Origin of the sequence: Seohaeicola zhoushanensis (genome assembly GCF_014656415.1) — a bacterium.
Lineage (GTDB): Bacteria > Pseudomonadota > Alphaproteobacteria > Rhodobacterales > Rhodobacteraceae > Seohaeicola_A > Seohaeicola_A zhoushanensis.
In genome coordinates this window covers 204,711-220,184 of the sequence record NZ_BNCJ01000004.1, presented here as the reverse complement: position 1 = coordinate 220,184, position 15,474 = coordinate 204,711, and the positions used below count along the sequence as shown (strand labels likewise).

Here is a 15,474-nt window from a genome sequence, read left to right as displayed (position 1 = left end):
CTGCGAAACCGCCGGCAACCGGAGCCCACGCCCCGTGGTCTCTGCATGCTGGACGAACATGGCCAATCAGGGAGGATGATCCATGAAATGCAAGACTGACAAGCGGCTTCCGCTGGCGTTCGCCAGCGCAATCTTTGCGGCCGCCCTGGCGCAACCCGTTGTTGCGCAGGAATTTTCCGACGTGACGCTGCGCCACGCCACCGGCCTGCCGCAGACCTATCCCATGGTGGTGACAACCACCCGCTTCAACGAGATCGTCGAGAAGGAAAGCGGCGGCAAGGTCAAGGTCCAGATGTTCTGGGGCGGCTCTCTCGGCGGCATGAAAGAGGCGCTGGACCTTGTTTCCAAGGGCGCCGCGGATATCTCGGATATCGTTCCCGGCTATTTCATCACGCAATTGCCGCTGTATTCCATGACAAATGCGATCCCGCATACCTTCATGGACCCAGCCGCCGCAACAATTGCACTCATGGACGTCAGCGATTCCAATGATGCACAAATTGCGGAATACCAGAAAAACAACATCAAGCCGCTGATCTTCCGCGCGCTGGATAATTTCTATTTCATGTGCACGAAGCCGGTCAAAACCATGGCCGACTTCCAGGGCCTCAAGATCAAGTCCTTTGGCAATTACATCCCCAAGCTGATCGAGGCCCTTGGCGCGACCCCCGTCAACGTGATCGTTGCCGACTCGTACGAGGCGCTGAAGCGCGGGTCGCTCGACTGCACCTATTCTTCCTTCCCCGACATGGATGCCTACAAGCTGCACGAGGTCGCCAAATACATCACCGACGTGCCCATGGGCGGGATCGTGGCCTATTCCGACAGCATGAACCTCGACAAGTTCAACGCGCTGACGCCGGAAACGCAGGACCTGCTGGTCAAGACCGGGCGGGAGGTGACGCTCTGGTGGAATGAACAGTCGGCCGCGGACAGCGAACGCGCCAAGGCGGCGATGTTGGCAAACGGTGTCGAGATGGTCGCCTTCGATGACCCCGAGGCGCTGCACGCGGCCGTGCCGGACATGATCGCGCTCTGGGTCACCGCCATGGAAGAACGTGGCATGGGCGCCGAGGGCAAGGCCTATGCCGATGACCTGATGGCGAAATACAACGCTGCGGCCAAGAAGTAACGACAGGCGCTCCGCCTTGGGGCCCGGCCGAGGAGGCCGGGCCAAACTCGACAAGATCTCGGGAGGAAAGATGCGCGCGATACTTCTCGCGATAGATACGGGCATCAAGTGGCTGTGCATCGCGGCACTGGCCGTTGCCGCCATTTTCATCGCGCTCATGGCCGTAGTGGGAACCGCCGATGTCATCGGCACGTCGGCCTTGGGGCATCCCGTGCCGAGCGCCCTGGAGATTTCCGAGGTTGCCCTGGTGATCGTCGTCTTTACCGGCCTTGCGGCCGCGCAGATGAAGGGCTCGCATATCACCGTGGATATCCTGTCCGGCCGGTTTCGGGGGCCTCTCAAGATGGTGTCGCAAGCGGCGTCCCTGCTCTCCGCCATCGCGTTTTTCGGAGTGATCGCCTGGTTCGGCTGGCTCGAGGCGCTGCACAGCTGGGAGATCAACGAATATGCCTCGGGGGGCACGCCGATCCCGATCTACCCCGGCAAGTTCCTTTTGGCCTGCGGCTGCACCGTCGCAGCCCTTGAATCCCTGCGCCAATTGCTGCGCGCCTTGACCGGCACCCTGCCCGCCCCTGCCCCACGCAACGACGAGACCGCAGCATGACCGACGCCCTTCTCTCCGGCTTCGCCGCGATCGGCGGGATGATCCTGCTTGCGGCCTTTGGCATTCCCATCGCCTTTTCCATCGGAATCGTCGGCGCAATCGGGCTCTACACCACCGGAGGCGCAACCTTCCTCTGGGTCATGGTCCAATCGCTGCCCTATTCGGTCGCCAGCGAATATTCCTTCGCGGTCATTCCCATGTTTGTCCTGATGGGCACGATCGCGGCCTATTCGGGCATCATCTCCGAACTCTACACCGCCGTGAACCGCTGGATGGAAGGGGTGCGCGGCGGGCTGCTGATGGCCACCACCATGGCATCGGCCGGCTTTGCGGCGATTTCCGGCTCGACCATCGTGAACGCGGCGATGTTCACCCGCATCGCCCTGCCCGAGGTCATCGCACGCGGCTATCACAAGGGCCTCAGCGCCGGGGTCATCGCCGCCGCGGGGACATTCGCCGCCCTGATCCCGCCCTCGCTCACCTTCGTGATCTTCGGTATCCTGACCGAGCAGAGCATCGGCAAGCTGTTCATGGCCGGCATCCTGCCGGGGCTGCTGACGGCGGCCTGCTACCTGATAGCGATCCCGGTGATCGCGCGCCTGCGGCCCGACTGGATTCCGCGCTCGACCGCCCGGTCGACCCTGCGGGAAAAGGTGCTGGGCTTGCGCGGCATCTGGCCCATGCTGGTGCTGGTCTTCATCGTGCTGGGCGGGATCTACAGCGGCATCACGCCGCCGACGACCGCGGGCGCGCTCGGGGCCACCGGCGCGCTGGCCATCGCCCTGCTGCGCCGCCGCATTTCGGCCGGCAAGATCTGGGTCTCGATGCGCGAGACGGCGGAACTGACGGCGGTGCTCTTCGTGCTGATCATCGCGGGCCTGCTGTTCTCGCGCTTCCTGGTGCTGTCGGGCTTCGTCTCGGACCTGACCGCGCTGGTCACCGGCAGCGGGCTTTCGGCGGGCGGTTTCATCCTGCTGATGGTCATGATGTATTTCCTGCTGGGCATGTTCATCGACCCGCTGTCGATGCTGGTGATGACAGTGCCCTTCGTCTTTCCGGTGATCCAGGCCTATGGCATGGACCCGATTTGGTTCGGCGTGATCCTCTGCAAGATGATCGAGATCGGGGTGATAACGCCGCCAGTGGGCCTGAACCTCTTCGCGGTGGTCAGCGCATCAGAGGGCAAGGTCAGCATCGGCGAGATCTACCTCGGGATCCTGCCCTTCATCCTGGTCGAGCTGCTGGTTCTGCTGCTGCTGATCCTGGTGCCGGAGATTTCGACATTCCTGCCCGAGAACATGATGTGACGACGCGCACATCACGGCGGGGCTGGACGCACGACGAACTGAAGTCGAGGAAACTGGAATGACCTTTGCTGGAGAGCGGCCCGAGCCGGGACACATGCAGCCGCAGCCCCTCTTGATCCGGCAGCTGCTGTTCTCGCCGGCCTGCTACAACCCGGAGCAGGAGATCGTCTATCGCGGCGCGCTTCGACTGACCTATCGCGATCTGCGAGAACGGGTTCAGCGATTGGCCGGAGCGCTGGCGGCCCTCGGCGTGCGCCGTGGCGACACGGTTGCGGTGATGGACTGGGACAGTCATCGCTATCTGGAGTGCTTCTTCGCCGTTCCGATGCTGGGCGCCGTGCTGCAAACGGTGAACGTCAGGCTGAGCCCCCAGCAAATTCTCTTCACGCTCGGCCAGACCCGTCCGACAGTTCTGCTGGCAAATCCGGACTTCATCCCGCTTCTGGATGAAATGGGCGAGGATATCCGTTTCATCGACCGGGTCGTTCTGATGCCCGACGAAGCGCCCGTCCCCGCGCCCCGACTGCCGGTTGTCGGAGAGTACGAAGATTTGTTGGCCGCTGCGGAAGCCAGGTTCGACTTTCCGGAGTTTCCCGAAGAGACAATCGCGACCACGTTCCATACGACCGGGACCACCGGCCTTCCGAAGGCGGTCTATTTCAGCCATCGCCAGATCGTGCTGCACACGCTTTCCCTGATCGCGACCTATGCGACGCAACCCGGTCACGGCCGGTTTGATCGATCCGACGTCTACATGCCCATAACGCCGATGTTCCACGTTCACGCCTGGGGGATTCCGTTCATGGCGACGGCGCTTGGCGTAAAGCAGGTCTACCCCGGGCGCTATGAAGCGCGACGCTTGCTGGAGTTGCAGCAAAGCGAGGGCGTCACCTTTTCGCATTGCGTGCCGACGATCCTGAAGATGATGCTCGACGAGCCCGATCGGACCGACCTGACCGGCTGGAAGATCGTGATCGGCGGCGCGGTGCTCACGCGGGCTCTGGCGCAAGAGGCGATGTCGAGGGGCATCGACGTCTTCTGCGGTTACGGCATGTCCGAGACCTGCCCGCTGCTGCTCATCAGCCACGTCGACCTCGACCAGTTGGACGACCCGGCCGAGGAACTGGACCTGCGCGTGATGGCAGGGAAACCGGCAATCCTGACCGAGGTGCGCATCGTCGACGACCAGATGCGTGACCTGCCGGCCGATGGCATGGCGCGGGGCGAACTTGTCGCACGCGCGCCTTGGCTGACGCGCGGCTATCGCGGCAATCCCGAAGCGAGTTCCTCGCTCTGGGAAGGCGGATATCTGCACACCGGCGACATCGCGACACACTCTCCCAAGGGCTATTTCAAGATCGTGGACCGACTGAAAGACGTCATCAAGACCGGGGGCGAATGGATCTCGTCCGTCGACGTCGAAGACATCATCTCGATGCATCCGCAGGTTTCCGAATGCGCGGTCATCGGCGTACCGGATGCCAAATGGGGCGAGCGCCCCGTGGCGCTGATCGTCCCGAAGCCGGGCTGCGCCCCGGAAGCGGATGCGTTCTCGGCGCTCCTGGGGGAGCACGTCAGCCGGGGACAACTTTCCCGATTTGGCATTCCGGACCGCTACATTCTTGTCGAAGAGCTGCAGAAGACCAGCGTCGGGAAAATTGACAAGAAGAAGCTGAGAGAGGTCTACGACCAGTCACAGGCACTGTTTGGGGAAGAGCAATGACGGGATCCGCGAGCAATCCTTTGGGACAGGGATCGACAGGTTTGACCGCAAGCGGCCCGGAGCCAACGTTGGTTGTTTGTCCAGCGGGCGTCCGCTTCCTTCGCTGACCAACCTCTCACCCGCGCCGCAGCATTGGAGGCGGGGGCCTTTGCATGCCTTCGCCGGGCCGAATGCCGGTCTTGAGTGTGACCCATGTGAGGGGCGCGGTCCCTCATAACTCGGCGCGATCCCAAACAATCGCATGGGCATCGCCTGCGACAAGGCGCCATCAAGCGCTCCTGACCTACCTCGAGCCTATACAAGCCCTCGCAATTGCCCTAAGTGCGGCTGGTCGTGCGCCCTTGCCGGCGCGAAACCTACCCGCTCGCCGGCCTTGATGGCCCCGAGCAGTTCCCGAGAGTAATGTTCCTCATGCACCCTGCCCTTCGCGCGGCCCTCGATGACCGTGGCTACACCACGTTGACACCCGTCCAGACATCGGTGCTTGACCCCGCCTTGAAAGGTCGTGACCTGCTGGTTTCGGCGCAAACCGGCTCGGGCAAGACGCTGGGCTTCGGTCTTGCCATCGCGCCCACGCTTCTGGGGGACGACGAGGCTTTCGCGCCCGGCGCCGCACCTCTTGCCATCGTCATCGCGCCCACGCGTGAGCTGGCCTTGCAGGTCAAACGGGAACTCGGATGGCTCTACGCCAAGGCGGGGGCGGTGCTGGCCTCCTGCGTCGGCGGCATGGACATGCGCGACGAACGCCGCGCGCTGGAGCGCGGAGCGCATATCGTTGCCGCCACGCCGGGACGGCTGCGCGACCACATCAACCGCGGCTCCATCGACCTCTCCGCCGTGCGCGCCGTCGTCCTCGACGAGGCCGACGAGATGCTCGACCTCGGGTTCCGCGAGGATCTCGAATTCATCCTGGAAAACTTGCCCTCCGAGCGGCAGACCCTGCTGTTCTCGGCCACCGTTCCGCCGGCCATCGCCGCGCTTGCCAAAGGCTACCAGAACGACGCCGAACGGATCGTCGCCAGGTCCGAGACGCCGCAGCACGGCGATATCGAATACCGCGCTTTGACGGTGCCCGAACGGGATGTCGACAACGCCGTGATCAACACCTTGCGCTATCACGAGGCCCCCAGCGCGCTGGTCTTTGCCAACACGCGCGCCATGGTCAACCGGCTGGCGGCGCGGCTGTCGAACCGCGGGTTCAACGCGGTGGCGCTGTCGGGCGAGCTGTCGCAGTCCGAACGCACCCACGCCTTGCAGGCCATGCGCGACGGGCGTGCGCAGGTCTGCGTCGCAACCGACGTGGCGGCGCGCGGTATCGACCTGCCCCGGCTCGATCTCGTCGTACATGCCGAACTGCCCTCCAACCAGGAGACCCTTTTGCACCGCTCCGGGCGCACGGGCCGGGCCGGGCGCAAGGGCGTGAGCGTGCTGATCGTCACGCCGCGCACGCGCAGCAAGGCCGAGCGCCTGCTGGGCTGGGCCAAGGTCAGGGCCGAATGGGGCAACGCACCGTCAGCTGCTGACGTCCGCGCGATGGATGAAGAGCGGATGTTCTCGGACCCGGCCTGGCAAGAGCCGGCAACCGAGGAGGAACAGGAGAGCGTGCAGCGGCTTCTCGACGCCTTTTCGCCCGAGCAGATTGCCGCAGGTTACCTGCGCCTGCTTCACACGCTGCGCGCTCCTCCCGAAGAGCTGGCCGATATGGATGCCAAGCCGGAACCCGTCAGGGATTTCGGCCCCTCGACCTGGTTTGCCGTCTCGGGCGGACGCGACGTCGGCGCCGAGCCGCGCCGCCTCTTGCCGATGCTCTGCAAGGCGGGCGGCCTGTCGAAGGAAGACGTCGGCGCAATCCGGGTTCGGGACGACCAGAGTTTCGTGCAGATCCGCAACGGGGCCGTCGCGGGTTTTCTGGCGACCGTGGGCGAGAGCATGGTACTGGAAAAGGGCGCGCGGCTTACCCAGCTGGCTTCGCCACCCGACCTCGGGGCCAAGGGGCCCGGGCCCAGGAAGGACACCCCCGTCCGCAAGACCCCCGGCGCCAAACCGCATCGCCCCAAGGCTCCCGTACCGGCCGCAGATGAGCCCGGTCCGACGACGAAGCCCGCTCGAAAGCGCGAATACAAACCGAGCGATGACCGCAAGGAAGCGGTCGAGCGCGCCACTGCCGAGCCCCAAACTGCCGCCAAGCCAAAGCACAAACCCAAGGGTCCGCCGCCGCCGAAGGGCAAGCCAAGCAGCAAGAAGAACCGCGCCCGCGCGGCAGTGGCCGTGTCGGGCAAAGGGCCAGGAAAAGGGCCGTCAAAAGGGCCGGGGAAAACCTCAAACAAGGCCGGCACCGCCAAGCGGCCACCCAAGGGCCCAAAGCCGGCCCGTGGTGGATCGTAGAAGGCGAAACACCGGTTCAGGGCTTGGATCGCGGCGCTCTCGATCAATAGTGCGGGACGCCGCGGCTGCGAGCAGCATCTTTTCTCGCGCAGGCGGCGCACGCCGCAAGATGCCCAGGTTGATATAGCCACCTTCGAAACCGCCATTGAAATGGCGAAACTGAAGCCTGTGTCCGTCGCCTCACTTTTCTGCGAGCCGTGGCTTCGCGCGCTTGAGATCCGTGCCGCGGCACGTCTAACGGTGTGTCACCTACAAACCCACCTGGCCGCGCATGTTGAACCATCTCAAGATCTGCCTGACCGTTGCGGCTCTGCTGCTGGCCATGCTGGCGCCCGCACAGGCGGAACAGACCTCGAGCTGTCCCGGCGCGCAGGCCGTTTACGACCTCTGCCATGCGCCCGGCACGGCGGCACCGGGGCGGCACGCTGCCGAGAAGCCCTGTCTGGCCTGTGTCCTTCCGACCGAGGTCTCGCCACGCGCGCCCGCCATCGGCCACCTGCCCCTTGGCCTGGCGGCAAGCGACGCCAGCGCGAGCAGCTGGGTGGTATCCCCGGACCGGCGGCCACCACGCGCCTGATCTCCGTTCGACGCAAACGGCACGCACCGTGCCAGGTGATCTGCGACGCCCAAGGGCGATCGCCCCTTATTGAGACTTGAAAAGATGACTCATTCCTCGAACGAACGCCCGGCGCTGCTGCTGCCGGCCCTTGCACCGCTCTATGCCGCAGCGGCGCCCCTCACGACGCTCTGGCTGCGCGTGGTCTGCGGCGCGGCCCTCATGGTCCACGGCTGGCCCAAGATCCAGAACCCCACCGGCGCCGCCGAGATGGTCTCCGGGCTGGGCTTCGCGCCCGGCTGGTTCTGGTCGATCCTTCTGTCAGTCACCGAATTCACGGGTGGCCTGCTGCTGGTTCTCGGCCTGCTGACACGTCTGGCTGCGGCCGGGACCTCCATCATCCTGCTGGTGGCGGCATATTTCCACTGGATCGTGCTCGACCAAGGGTATCGCGGCGCGGAACTGGCCTGGATCTGGTCCGCAGTGACGCTGTCCTTCGTCGCCAAAGGCGGTGGCCGCTACTCGGTTGACCGTCTCCTGAAGAAGGAGCTGTGATGCGCCGTAGGGATATCATCAAGGGGGTGGGCGCTGCGGCGCTCGCCTCTACCCTTCCAATCCGCGCGCAGGCGGCCAACAGCCTGCCCCTCGCCGCCCCCATTCATGTCGGAAGCGTCGGGCTGTGGACACGCGATGCCGAGGCGCTGGCGGGCTGGTACAAAGAGACCGTCGGCCTGCGCGAACTCAGTCGGGACGGTGCAACCATCTGGCTGGGCGCAGGGACCGCCCCTTTGCTCGCACTGCAGGAACAGAGCGGGCTCACCCTCGCCGATCCGCGCGAGGCGGGGCTGTTCCACACCGCCTTCCTGCTGCCCTCGCGGAAGGATCTCGCGAACTGGATCGGCATGGCCATCGCGCGACAGGTACCGGTCGCCGGCACGGCCGACCATCGGGTGAGCGAGGCCATCTACCTTACCGATCCCGAAGGCAACGGGGTCGAGATCTACGCGGATCGGCCGCAGGAAAGCTGGAACTGGTCCGGCGGCGAGGTGCAGATGGGGACATTCCGGCTCGACGTGGACGGGATCATGGGAACCCTCGGACCGGCCCTGCCGAGCTGGAACGGAGCCCCGCAGGGCACCTCGGTCGGTCACGTGCACCTGAAGGTCGGTGATGCGCGGCGCGCAGGTCGATGGTGGCGGGACGTCATGGGCTTCGACGCCGTCAGCACCCGCGATGACGCGATGTTCCTGTCGACCGGCGGCTATCATCATCATGTCGCGGTCAATGAATGGCTCAGCGCCGGGGCCGGCAAGCGGTCAGAGCGCGCAACCGGCCTGAGTTTCGTGGAACTGCGGCAGAGGGCCCGCGGGGAAGCCAGGCAATACGAAGACGACTGGGGCACGCAGATTCGTCTCGCCTGAGACGCCAGGCAGCCTGTCGGGGTGGACGGCCGTTATCCGCCCACCCCAACGCCCCGCCCGAAGGACAGTTTTCGGGTCCGGGTTTCGGCCCGGTCACAGCTACCGGGTGGCCTTGATGCGCCGGGAACGCTCGGCTACCAAAGGAAATGCCCCAATTGCGCTGCCGGGGGGACATGCAAGCCGGGTAGACCACTCAGAGCCGTCCCGGCGCTATCACGTGCATGAACGGACATTACCGTTGTCCGATCGAACCCGACGCAGAGCTGAACAAACCCAAGTCGAAGGCGAAATATGACCGATACCCTGCCGCCATGCCCCGAGTGCGCCTCGGGCTTCACGTACCAGATGGACGCTTTGCTGGTCTGTCCTGAATGTGGTCACGAGTGGCAGCCGGGCGGCACGGCCAACGACGACGTCAGCGAAGTGCGTGACAGCGTGGGGAATATCCTGCGCGACGGAGATACCGTCACGGTCGTGAAGGACCTCAAGGTCAAGGGGTCGTCGTCGACTGTAAAGGTTGGAACGAAGGTCCGCGGTATCAGGTTGGTGGCCGGTGATCACGACATCGACTGCAAGATACCGGGGATCGGGCAAATGGGGCTGAAGTCCCAGTTTGTGAAGAAGGTGCCCGACTAGGACACTGGACAGGATCAGAGTGCCGCCGACAGCTTTCCATCGGGGCAACCTTGTTCTGCTGGAACCGCTCTCCGGGCCAGGGTCGCGAAGATATTGTCGATCCTGCTCTTGAACAGGAAGATCTGAACACGGCCCCGCCCCATGTGTTGCTCAGGACCGCCGAGAGTCGCGCGACAAGGCCTGTCGATGGTGGAGAGGGGTATCAAAGCGGAGTGAGTGCCCGCGCGGGTTATTTCCGGCTGATCACCCGCCAGCGGCGTCACCGATCCCTCATGCACATGGACACGGACGGAGGTACCACCGTCAGGACCACGGCCCCGGCCGCCTGTCGCTGCGGACCTTGGGCACACCGCTGGTCGAAGCCTGCCGCTCACCGCTGGCCGAAGCCTGCCGCGACGCCCCAGCCATGGCGCGCAGCGCCGCCACGCGGTTCTCGGTGGCGGGGTGCGTCGCGAAGAGGTTGTCGCGCTTGTGCGCGTGCAGCGGGTTCACGATGAACATATGCGCCGTTGCCGGATGCCGCTCGGCCGCGTCATTGTCGATCCGCGCCGCGCCGAGGGCGATCTTCTCCAGTGCCGAGGCCAGCCAGAGCGGCTGCCCGCAGATGTCGGCCCCCGCCTTGTCGGCGGCATATTCCCTTGTCCGGCTGATCGCCATCTGCACCAGCGCCGCCGCAAGCGGGGCGAGGAACATCATCAGAAGCGTGCCGACCAGGCCCATACGCTCGCGCGAGCCGCCGAAGAAGAGCGCGAAGTTCGCCAGCATCGAGATCGCACCGGCGAAGGTCGCCGTCACGGTCATGATGGCAGTGTCGTGGTTGCGGATATGCGCCAGTTCATGGGCGACCACGCCGGCCAGTTCCTCGCGGGACAGGCTGCGCATCAGGCCCGAAGTCACCGCAACGGCGGCATTGGCCGGGTTGCGGCCCGTCGCGAAGGCATTGGGCTGCGGAGTGTCGATCAGGTAGACCTTCGGCTCGGGCAGGCCCGCGTTGCGCGCCAGGTCCGACACCATGGCGTGCAGGCCAAGCCGGTCGCCCGGCGCGACCGGCTGCGCGTTATAGGCCCGCAGCACCATGCGGTCGGAATTCCACCATGTGAAGGCGTTGGTACCTGCCGCGAAGATCAATGCGATCACCGCGCCGCCCGATCCACCCAGCAGATAGCCCACGCCCATGAAGAGCGCGGTCATCGCCGCCATCAGAATTGCGGTCTTTGCATAGCCCATGGCTGACTCCGGACACCCACCTTGCAGTAATGACGCACATATGGAGAGGGTTCCCGACAGTGCAAGACGCAGCACCGGAAGAGCGCCCGCCAAAGCCATCCTTTCCGCCGCCGGCGGTGCCATTGACGGCGGAAAGGTGGTCATTGCCGGCTCGGGCGCCCTGGCTTTGGGCAAGCCCCTGAACGCGCAGCCGGACTTCGCGCCTGTCCGAGCTTTCCGCCTGTTTCGCGGGGGGCATTCCTTCGATCATTGCCACGGCGTCGGCCGATGGCATGCCGAACGTGTCCTGCCTGTCGCATGTGCTGAAGGTCGATGACGACCATGTCGCGATCTCGAACCGTTTCTTCGCCTGGACCGCGGCGAACATCCGGGCCAATCCGAAGGTCGCGCCGATCCCCGTCGATGGCTTCATGGGCGACAAGTTCCTGCTCGACGTCGCATTCGTCCGTCCGGTCGATTCCGGCGCACTCTATGACCGGATAGCCCGGCGGCTCAGCGCCAGCAGCGCGCTGGTCGGCATGTCGGACATCATGAAACTGCGCAGTGCGGATATCTTCCTCGTGACCGACATCGCAAAAGTCCCCCGCCCCGTCTGCGACCGGCCCATTGCTGCCGTTCCGAAGTGGTGCAGGTCAGACGGATTCCCTTTCGGGCTGCGGCGAACGGCCGCTTCCCGCCCAAACTGCTCATTCGTCACTTTCGACCCTTGGCCACATTCGCCCATTCAACGGCGAACGTCTGCACCGAACCAATCTTGACCTGTCACTCTGAAGGTCAGATAGCTCTTGTTGCAATGTTGTTCGCTGACCGACAAGGCAAGCAGCCGGCTGTGTTTCAGCGTCACACCTTCTGAACCCGCAAGCAGATGGAGCCATTTTGGGTGACCTCCAAATCGCTTCCAAGATCGCATGTCACGATTTCCGCGAACGTAACCGGTCGATCAAGAGCCGCAGAGCCGAGCTGAGATTTCGGCGCCCCATGTAGCACAGGTAGTAACCGTCGAAGGGAGGACAGAAGTCCGCGAGGACCCTGCGCAAGCGTCCGCTATCGAGGTCTGCACGAACTTCAGGAAGAGGCAGGTAGCCGAACCCGTGACCGGCCCGCGCCGCTTCCAGCACGAGGCCGGGGTCGTTCAGGATGAAAGGGCCGGTCAGTTTCTTGACCATCTCGACGCCCGCGATCTCAAACTCCCAGTCATAGACCGGCCCGTCGGAGCGGTGCCGCATCAGGATGCAGTCGTGGGAATCGAGATCGTCGGGGTGCTTTGGGGTGCCACGCCGCGCGAGGTAGTCCGCGCTGGCAACCGCCGCCATCTCCAGCCGCGGCCCGACGGGGACCGCGATCATGTCGGGGCTCAGGTGCTCTCCGAGCCGAATGGCGCAGTCGAAGCGGTCCTCGGCGAGATCGGAAAGCCTCCCCTCGCTTGTGATCTCGATGCGCACGTCGGGATAATCGCGCACCAGCTGGGAGGCCACTGGCCAGAGTATGTCACGCGTGGCAGGCACGCTGGAGGTTACCCGCACAAGCCCCGAGGGACGCTCGCCCAGGGTGCGAATTTCTTCGATCCGGTTGCCGAGCTGCTGGAAGCTGGGGCGCAGCGCCGCGAGAAGCTGCTCACCCGCATCGGTGGGGGTCACCTTCCGCGCGCTGCGGTTGAGCAGCCGCACACCGATCTTGTCCTCAAGCCGCCGGATCGTGTGGCTGACGGCAGATTGCGACACGCCAAGACGGTGCCCGGCGCGGGTGAAGTTGCCCTCTTCGGTGACGGCGAGAAGGGTCGATAGATCGCCGAGCAATTCGCGGTCCATTATGCGCTCCTCCTGTAGTTTGCGAATTTCTGCAGCAACGAACTGTACGACGCAAAGGAAAAGCGCCGCTCAAGCATGAACTTGATTCATGGCTACGATAACGCAAGACGGCCTTATCCGTTCTCGGGGGCGGCTCCAGATAGGGTGGCAGACGACACATCCTAACCGGAGTTCCCAAGATGACTACCCAGATCCCTCCAGCCGATCTCCAAAACCCCGCCCGCCGCGAACTGCTGCTGACCGCAGGCATTGGCGCCGCCGCGCTTGGCATGGCCTCGCTGAGCGCCGATGCCGCGCTGGCACAGGCAACCAGTAACTGGGACAAGACCTTCCCGCAGAGTGACCGCGTCGAGCACCGCAAGGTCAGCTTCACCAACCGATACGGAATTGCGCTGGTGGGCGATCTCTACCTGCCGAAGGACCGTAGCGAAGCGCCGCTTCCCGCCCTTGCCGTCGCCGGCCCCTTCGGCGCCGTCAAAGAGCAGGCCGCCGGTCTTTACGCGCAGGAGATGGCCGAACGTGGTTTTGCCGCCGTGGCCTTCGATCCCTCCTACATCGGTGAGAGCGGCGGTGCCCCGCGTTACGTCGCCTCGCCCGACATCAACACCGAAGACTTCATGGCCGCGGTGGACTTCCTCGGCCTGCAGGAAGTGATTGACCGCGACCGCATTGGCATGATCGGGATCTGCGGGTTTGGCGGTATGGCTCTGAACGCAGCAGCGCCGGACAAGCGGGTCAAGGCCGTCGCGGTGACCTCGATGTACGACATGAGCCGGGTGCACGCACGCGGTTACTATGATGCGATGACCGACGAGCAGCGTGCCGAGGCGCTGACCGCGATGAGCCTCCAACGCTGGGAAGACGCCGCGTCACAGGAGGCGCCGAAGCTCGCCGGCGGCCTGCCCGACTCGTTGGACGGCATCGATAACCCGGTGATCGCCATGTATCACGCCTACTACAAGACGGATCGCGGCTATCACCCGCGCTCGCTGAACTCGAACGGCGGCTGGAACGTGACCTCGGCCATGTCTTTCATGAACATGCCTCAGCTCACCTATATCCACGAGATTTCGCCCCGTCCTGCACTCATTATCGCCGGCTCCGAGGCCCATTCCCGCTACTTCAGCGAGGATGCCTATGCAGCCGCGGCAGAGCCGAAGGAGCTGATGATCATCGACGGCGCGGATCATTGCGATCTCTATGACCAGAAGGACATCATCCCGTTCGACAAGCTGCAGGCCTTCTTCGAAGGCCATCTCGCCTGAGGGCCGGGCCTGTCCCCGAGCGCGGGGGCAGGTTCCCTCGCCACTGCAATGACATTGGAGACGACACGATGAAGACGCCCATCGCCGCGCTTGCGCTGGCCCTCGCGGCCCCCGCAGCCCTCGCCCAGCAGATTGAACACACCACCCCACTCGAGCGCGGCGGCCAGATCGGCAGCCCTGAGACCTTTACCGGTACGGTCTTTGTCGCGCCGGTCTTCGGCCCAAAGATGAATGACGTGAGTGCCGGCGAGGTGACCTTCATGCCCGGCGCGCGTTCGGCCTGGCACACGCACCCGGTGGGACAATTCCTCGTCGTGACCGCCGGAACCGGCTGGTACCAGGAGCAGGGCCAGGAAAAACGGGTGATGCGCACGGGCGACGTTGTCTTCGCCCCGGCGGACGTCAACCATTGGCACGGCGCGACGGAGGAAACCTCGGTCACCCATTACGCGATCCAAGCCGCAAAGGACGGCTCCTCCGTGACCTGGGGCGAACTGGTCTCCGACGAAGACTACGGTAGCTGAGACAAGACGCCTGCCACGGAAGACCGGCATGGCCGGTCTTCCGCGCAATTGCCAAGTCTACAACATTTAGGAAGCCCAGATGAAAACCAAAATTCTTGCATCCGCCTTCGCTCTCGCGAGCACTGCCGCCTCGGCACAGGATCTTGCCCGTACTCTCCCTGCTGCCGTCAAGGTGGTAGCTCCGGCCCTCGCCGATTACACGACCGAAGCCCTCTTCGGGTCGGTCTGGGCCGATGAAGCACTCTCGATGCGCGACCGTGCGCTGGTCACATTCGCGGCCCTGGTTACGCGCCACGAGGCAGACTCTATCGGGCGCCACACCGAGCTGGCGCTCGACGCAGGTGTGGCCCCGGCGGAACTGTCGGAAACCATCACCCACCTCGCCTTCTACACCGGCTGGGGCAATGCCACCGCTGCGGCCGAAGCTATGGCTCCCGTTTATGAGGCACGTGGTGTGACTGCCGAGGAGCTGCCAGCCCTCGAACCGGATCTCCTGCCGCTGGACAAAGAGGCGGAAGCCGCGCGCGAAGAGACTGTTCAGACCAATTTTGCAAATGTCAGCCCCGGCGTCGTAGACACCACGCGCGATCTGCTGTTCAACGACCTCTGGCTGCGCCCAGGCCTCGCTCCGCGAGACCGCAGCTTGGTGACCGTCGCCGCGCTGATCGCGGCAGGCCAGCCTGAGCAGATGAGCTTCCACCTGAACCGGGCCATGGACAATGGACTGACGAAGGAAGAGGCCGGCGCGATGCTCTCGCATCTTGCCTTCTACGCGGGCTGGCCCAAGGTGTTCTCGGCGATGCCGGTTGCGCGACAGGTCTTCGAGACCCGCGCGCAATGAAATCCTGCGGCGTGGCCTCGGCCCCGCCACTTCACCAACGGAGAC

The 15,474-nt window shown here is 64.6% G+C and carries 15 protein-coding genes; 13 read left to right on the top strand and 2 right to left on the bottom strand.

The window, feature by feature from the left end; translation table 11 throughout:
- Nucleotides 1–82 precede the first annotated feature (82 nt).
- The 9 genes from IE266_RS10695 (at nt 83) to IE266_RS10655 (ending at nt 9,764) form a co-directional block, all read left to right on the top strand.
- Nucleotides 83–1,132: a C4-dicarboxylate TRAP transporter substrate-binding protein gene (locus IE266_RS10695; protein WP_189680072.1), complete on the top strand. Its 1,050-nt coding sequence runs from the start codon at nt 83–85 to the stop codon at nt 1,130–1,132.
- Between the two features lie 70 nt (nt 1,133–1,202).
- Nucleotides 1,203–1,736 (top strand): TRAP transporter small permease, encoded by a 534-nt coding sequence (locus IE266_RS10690; protein ID WP_189680071.1) that lies wholly within the window; start codon nt 1,203–1,205, stop codon nt 1,734–1,736.
- Entirely contained in the window at nt 1,733–3,043 is a 1,311-nt protein-coding gene (locus tag IE266_RS10685; protein ID WP_189680070.1) for a TRAP transporter large permease, read from the top strand. Before IE266_RS10690 ends, IE266_RS10685 begins: the two co-directional genes overlap by 4 nt.
- Nucleotides 3,044–3,101: 58 nt before the next feature.
- A complete protein-coding gene (locus IE266_RS10680; protein WP_189680069.1) occupies nt 3,102–4,766 on the top strand; it encodes a fatty acid--CoA ligase in 1,665 nt (554 codons plus the stop codon).
- Nucleotides 4,767–5,177: 411 nt separating this feature from the next.
- Complete coding sequence (locus IE266_RS10675) at nt 5,178–7,151, top strand: DEAD/DEAH box helicase (protein ID WP_189680144.1); 1,974 nt, start codon at nt 5,178–5,180, stop codon at nt 7,149–7,151.
- A 271-nt stretch (nt 7,152–7,422) separates the two neighbouring features.
- Nucleotides 7,423–7,728, top strand: coding sequence for a hypothetical protein (locus IE266_RS10670; RefSeq protein WP_189680068.1), 306 nt, complete (start codon nt 7,423–7,425; stop codon nt 7,726–7,728).
- Between the two features lie 84 nt (nt 7,729–7,812).
- Nucleotides 7,813–8,262 (top strand): DoxX family protein, encoded by a 450-nt coding sequence (locus IE266_RS10665; RefSeq protein ID WP_189680067.1) that lies wholly within the window; start codon nt 7,813–7,815, stop codon nt 8,260–8,262.
- Nucleotides 8,262–9,128 carry a VOC family protein gene (locus IE266_RS10660; RefSeq protein WP_189680066.1) on the top strand — a complete coding sequence of 289 codons (867 nt, stop codon included), beginning with the start codon at nt 8,262–8,264 and terminating at the stop codon, nt 9,126–9,128. The genes IE266_RS10665 and IE266_RS10660 overlap by 1 nt, the downstream gene beginning before the upstream one ends.
- A gap of 291 nt (nt 9,129–9,419) precedes the next feature.
- Nucleotides 9,420–9,764, top strand: a complete 345-nt coding sequence (locus IE266_RS10655) for a zinc ribbon domain-containing protein YjdM (RefSeq protein ID WP_189680065.1) — start codon at nt 9,420–9,422, stop codon at nt 9,762–9,764.
- A gap of 303 nt (nt 9,765–10,067) precedes the next feature.
- Here IE266_RS10655 and htpX read toward each other — a convergent pair whose 3' ends face one another.
- Nucleotides 10,068–10,991 (bottom strand): zinc metalloprotease HtpX, encoded by a 924-nt coding sequence (htpX, locus tag IE266_RS10650; protein ID WP_189680064.1) that lies wholly within the window; start codon nt 10,989–10,991, stop codon nt 10,068–10,070.
- Between the two features lie 203 nt (nt 10,992–11,194).
- On the opposite strand from htpX, the gene IE266_RS10645 reads away from it, so the two are divergent.
- On the top strand, nt 11,195–11,749 hold the full coding sequence (locus tag IE266_RS10645) for a pyridoxamine 5'-phosphate oxidase family protein (protein WP_308434588.1): 555 nt from the start codon (nt 11,195–11,197) through the stop codon (nt 11,747–11,749).
- A 153-nt stretch (nt 11,750–11,902) separates the two neighbouring features.
- Here the strand turns inward: IE266_RS10645 and IE266_RS10640 are convergent, their stop codons facing one another.
- A complete protein-coding gene (locus IE266_RS10640; RefSeq protein WP_189680062.1) occupies nt 11,903–12,799 on the bottom strand; it encodes a LysR family transcriptional regulator in 897 nt (298 codons plus the stop codon).
- A gap of 179 nt (nt 12,800–12,978) precedes the next feature.
- Here IE266_RS10640 and IE266_RS10635 point away from each other — a divergent pair, with 179 nt between their 5' ends.
- The 3 genes from IE266_RS10635 (at nt 12,979) to IE266_RS10625 (ending at nt 15,429) form a co-directional block, all read left to right on the top strand.
- Nucleotides 12,979–14,064, top strand: coding sequence for an alpha/beta hydrolase (locus IE266_RS10635; protein WP_189680061.1), 1,086 nt, complete (start codon nt 12,979–12,981; stop codon nt 14,062–14,064).
- A 68-nt stretch (nt 14,065–14,132) separates the two neighbouring features.
- Nucleotides 14,133–14,588, top strand: a complete 456-nt coding sequence (locus IE266_RS10630) for a (R)-mandelonitrile lyase (protein ID WP_189680060.1) — start codon at nt 14,133–14,135, stop codon at nt 14,586–14,588.
- A 79-nt stretch (nt 14,589–14,667) separates the two neighbouring features.
- The gene (locus IE266_RS10625) at nt 14,668–15,429 is read left to right on the top strand and encodes a carboxymuconolactone decarboxylase family protein (protein WP_189680059.1); all 762 of its coding nucleotides are present in this window, start codon (nt 14,668–14,670) and stop codon (nt 15,427–15,429) included.
- Nucleotides 15,430–15,474 lie beyond the last annotated feature (45 nt).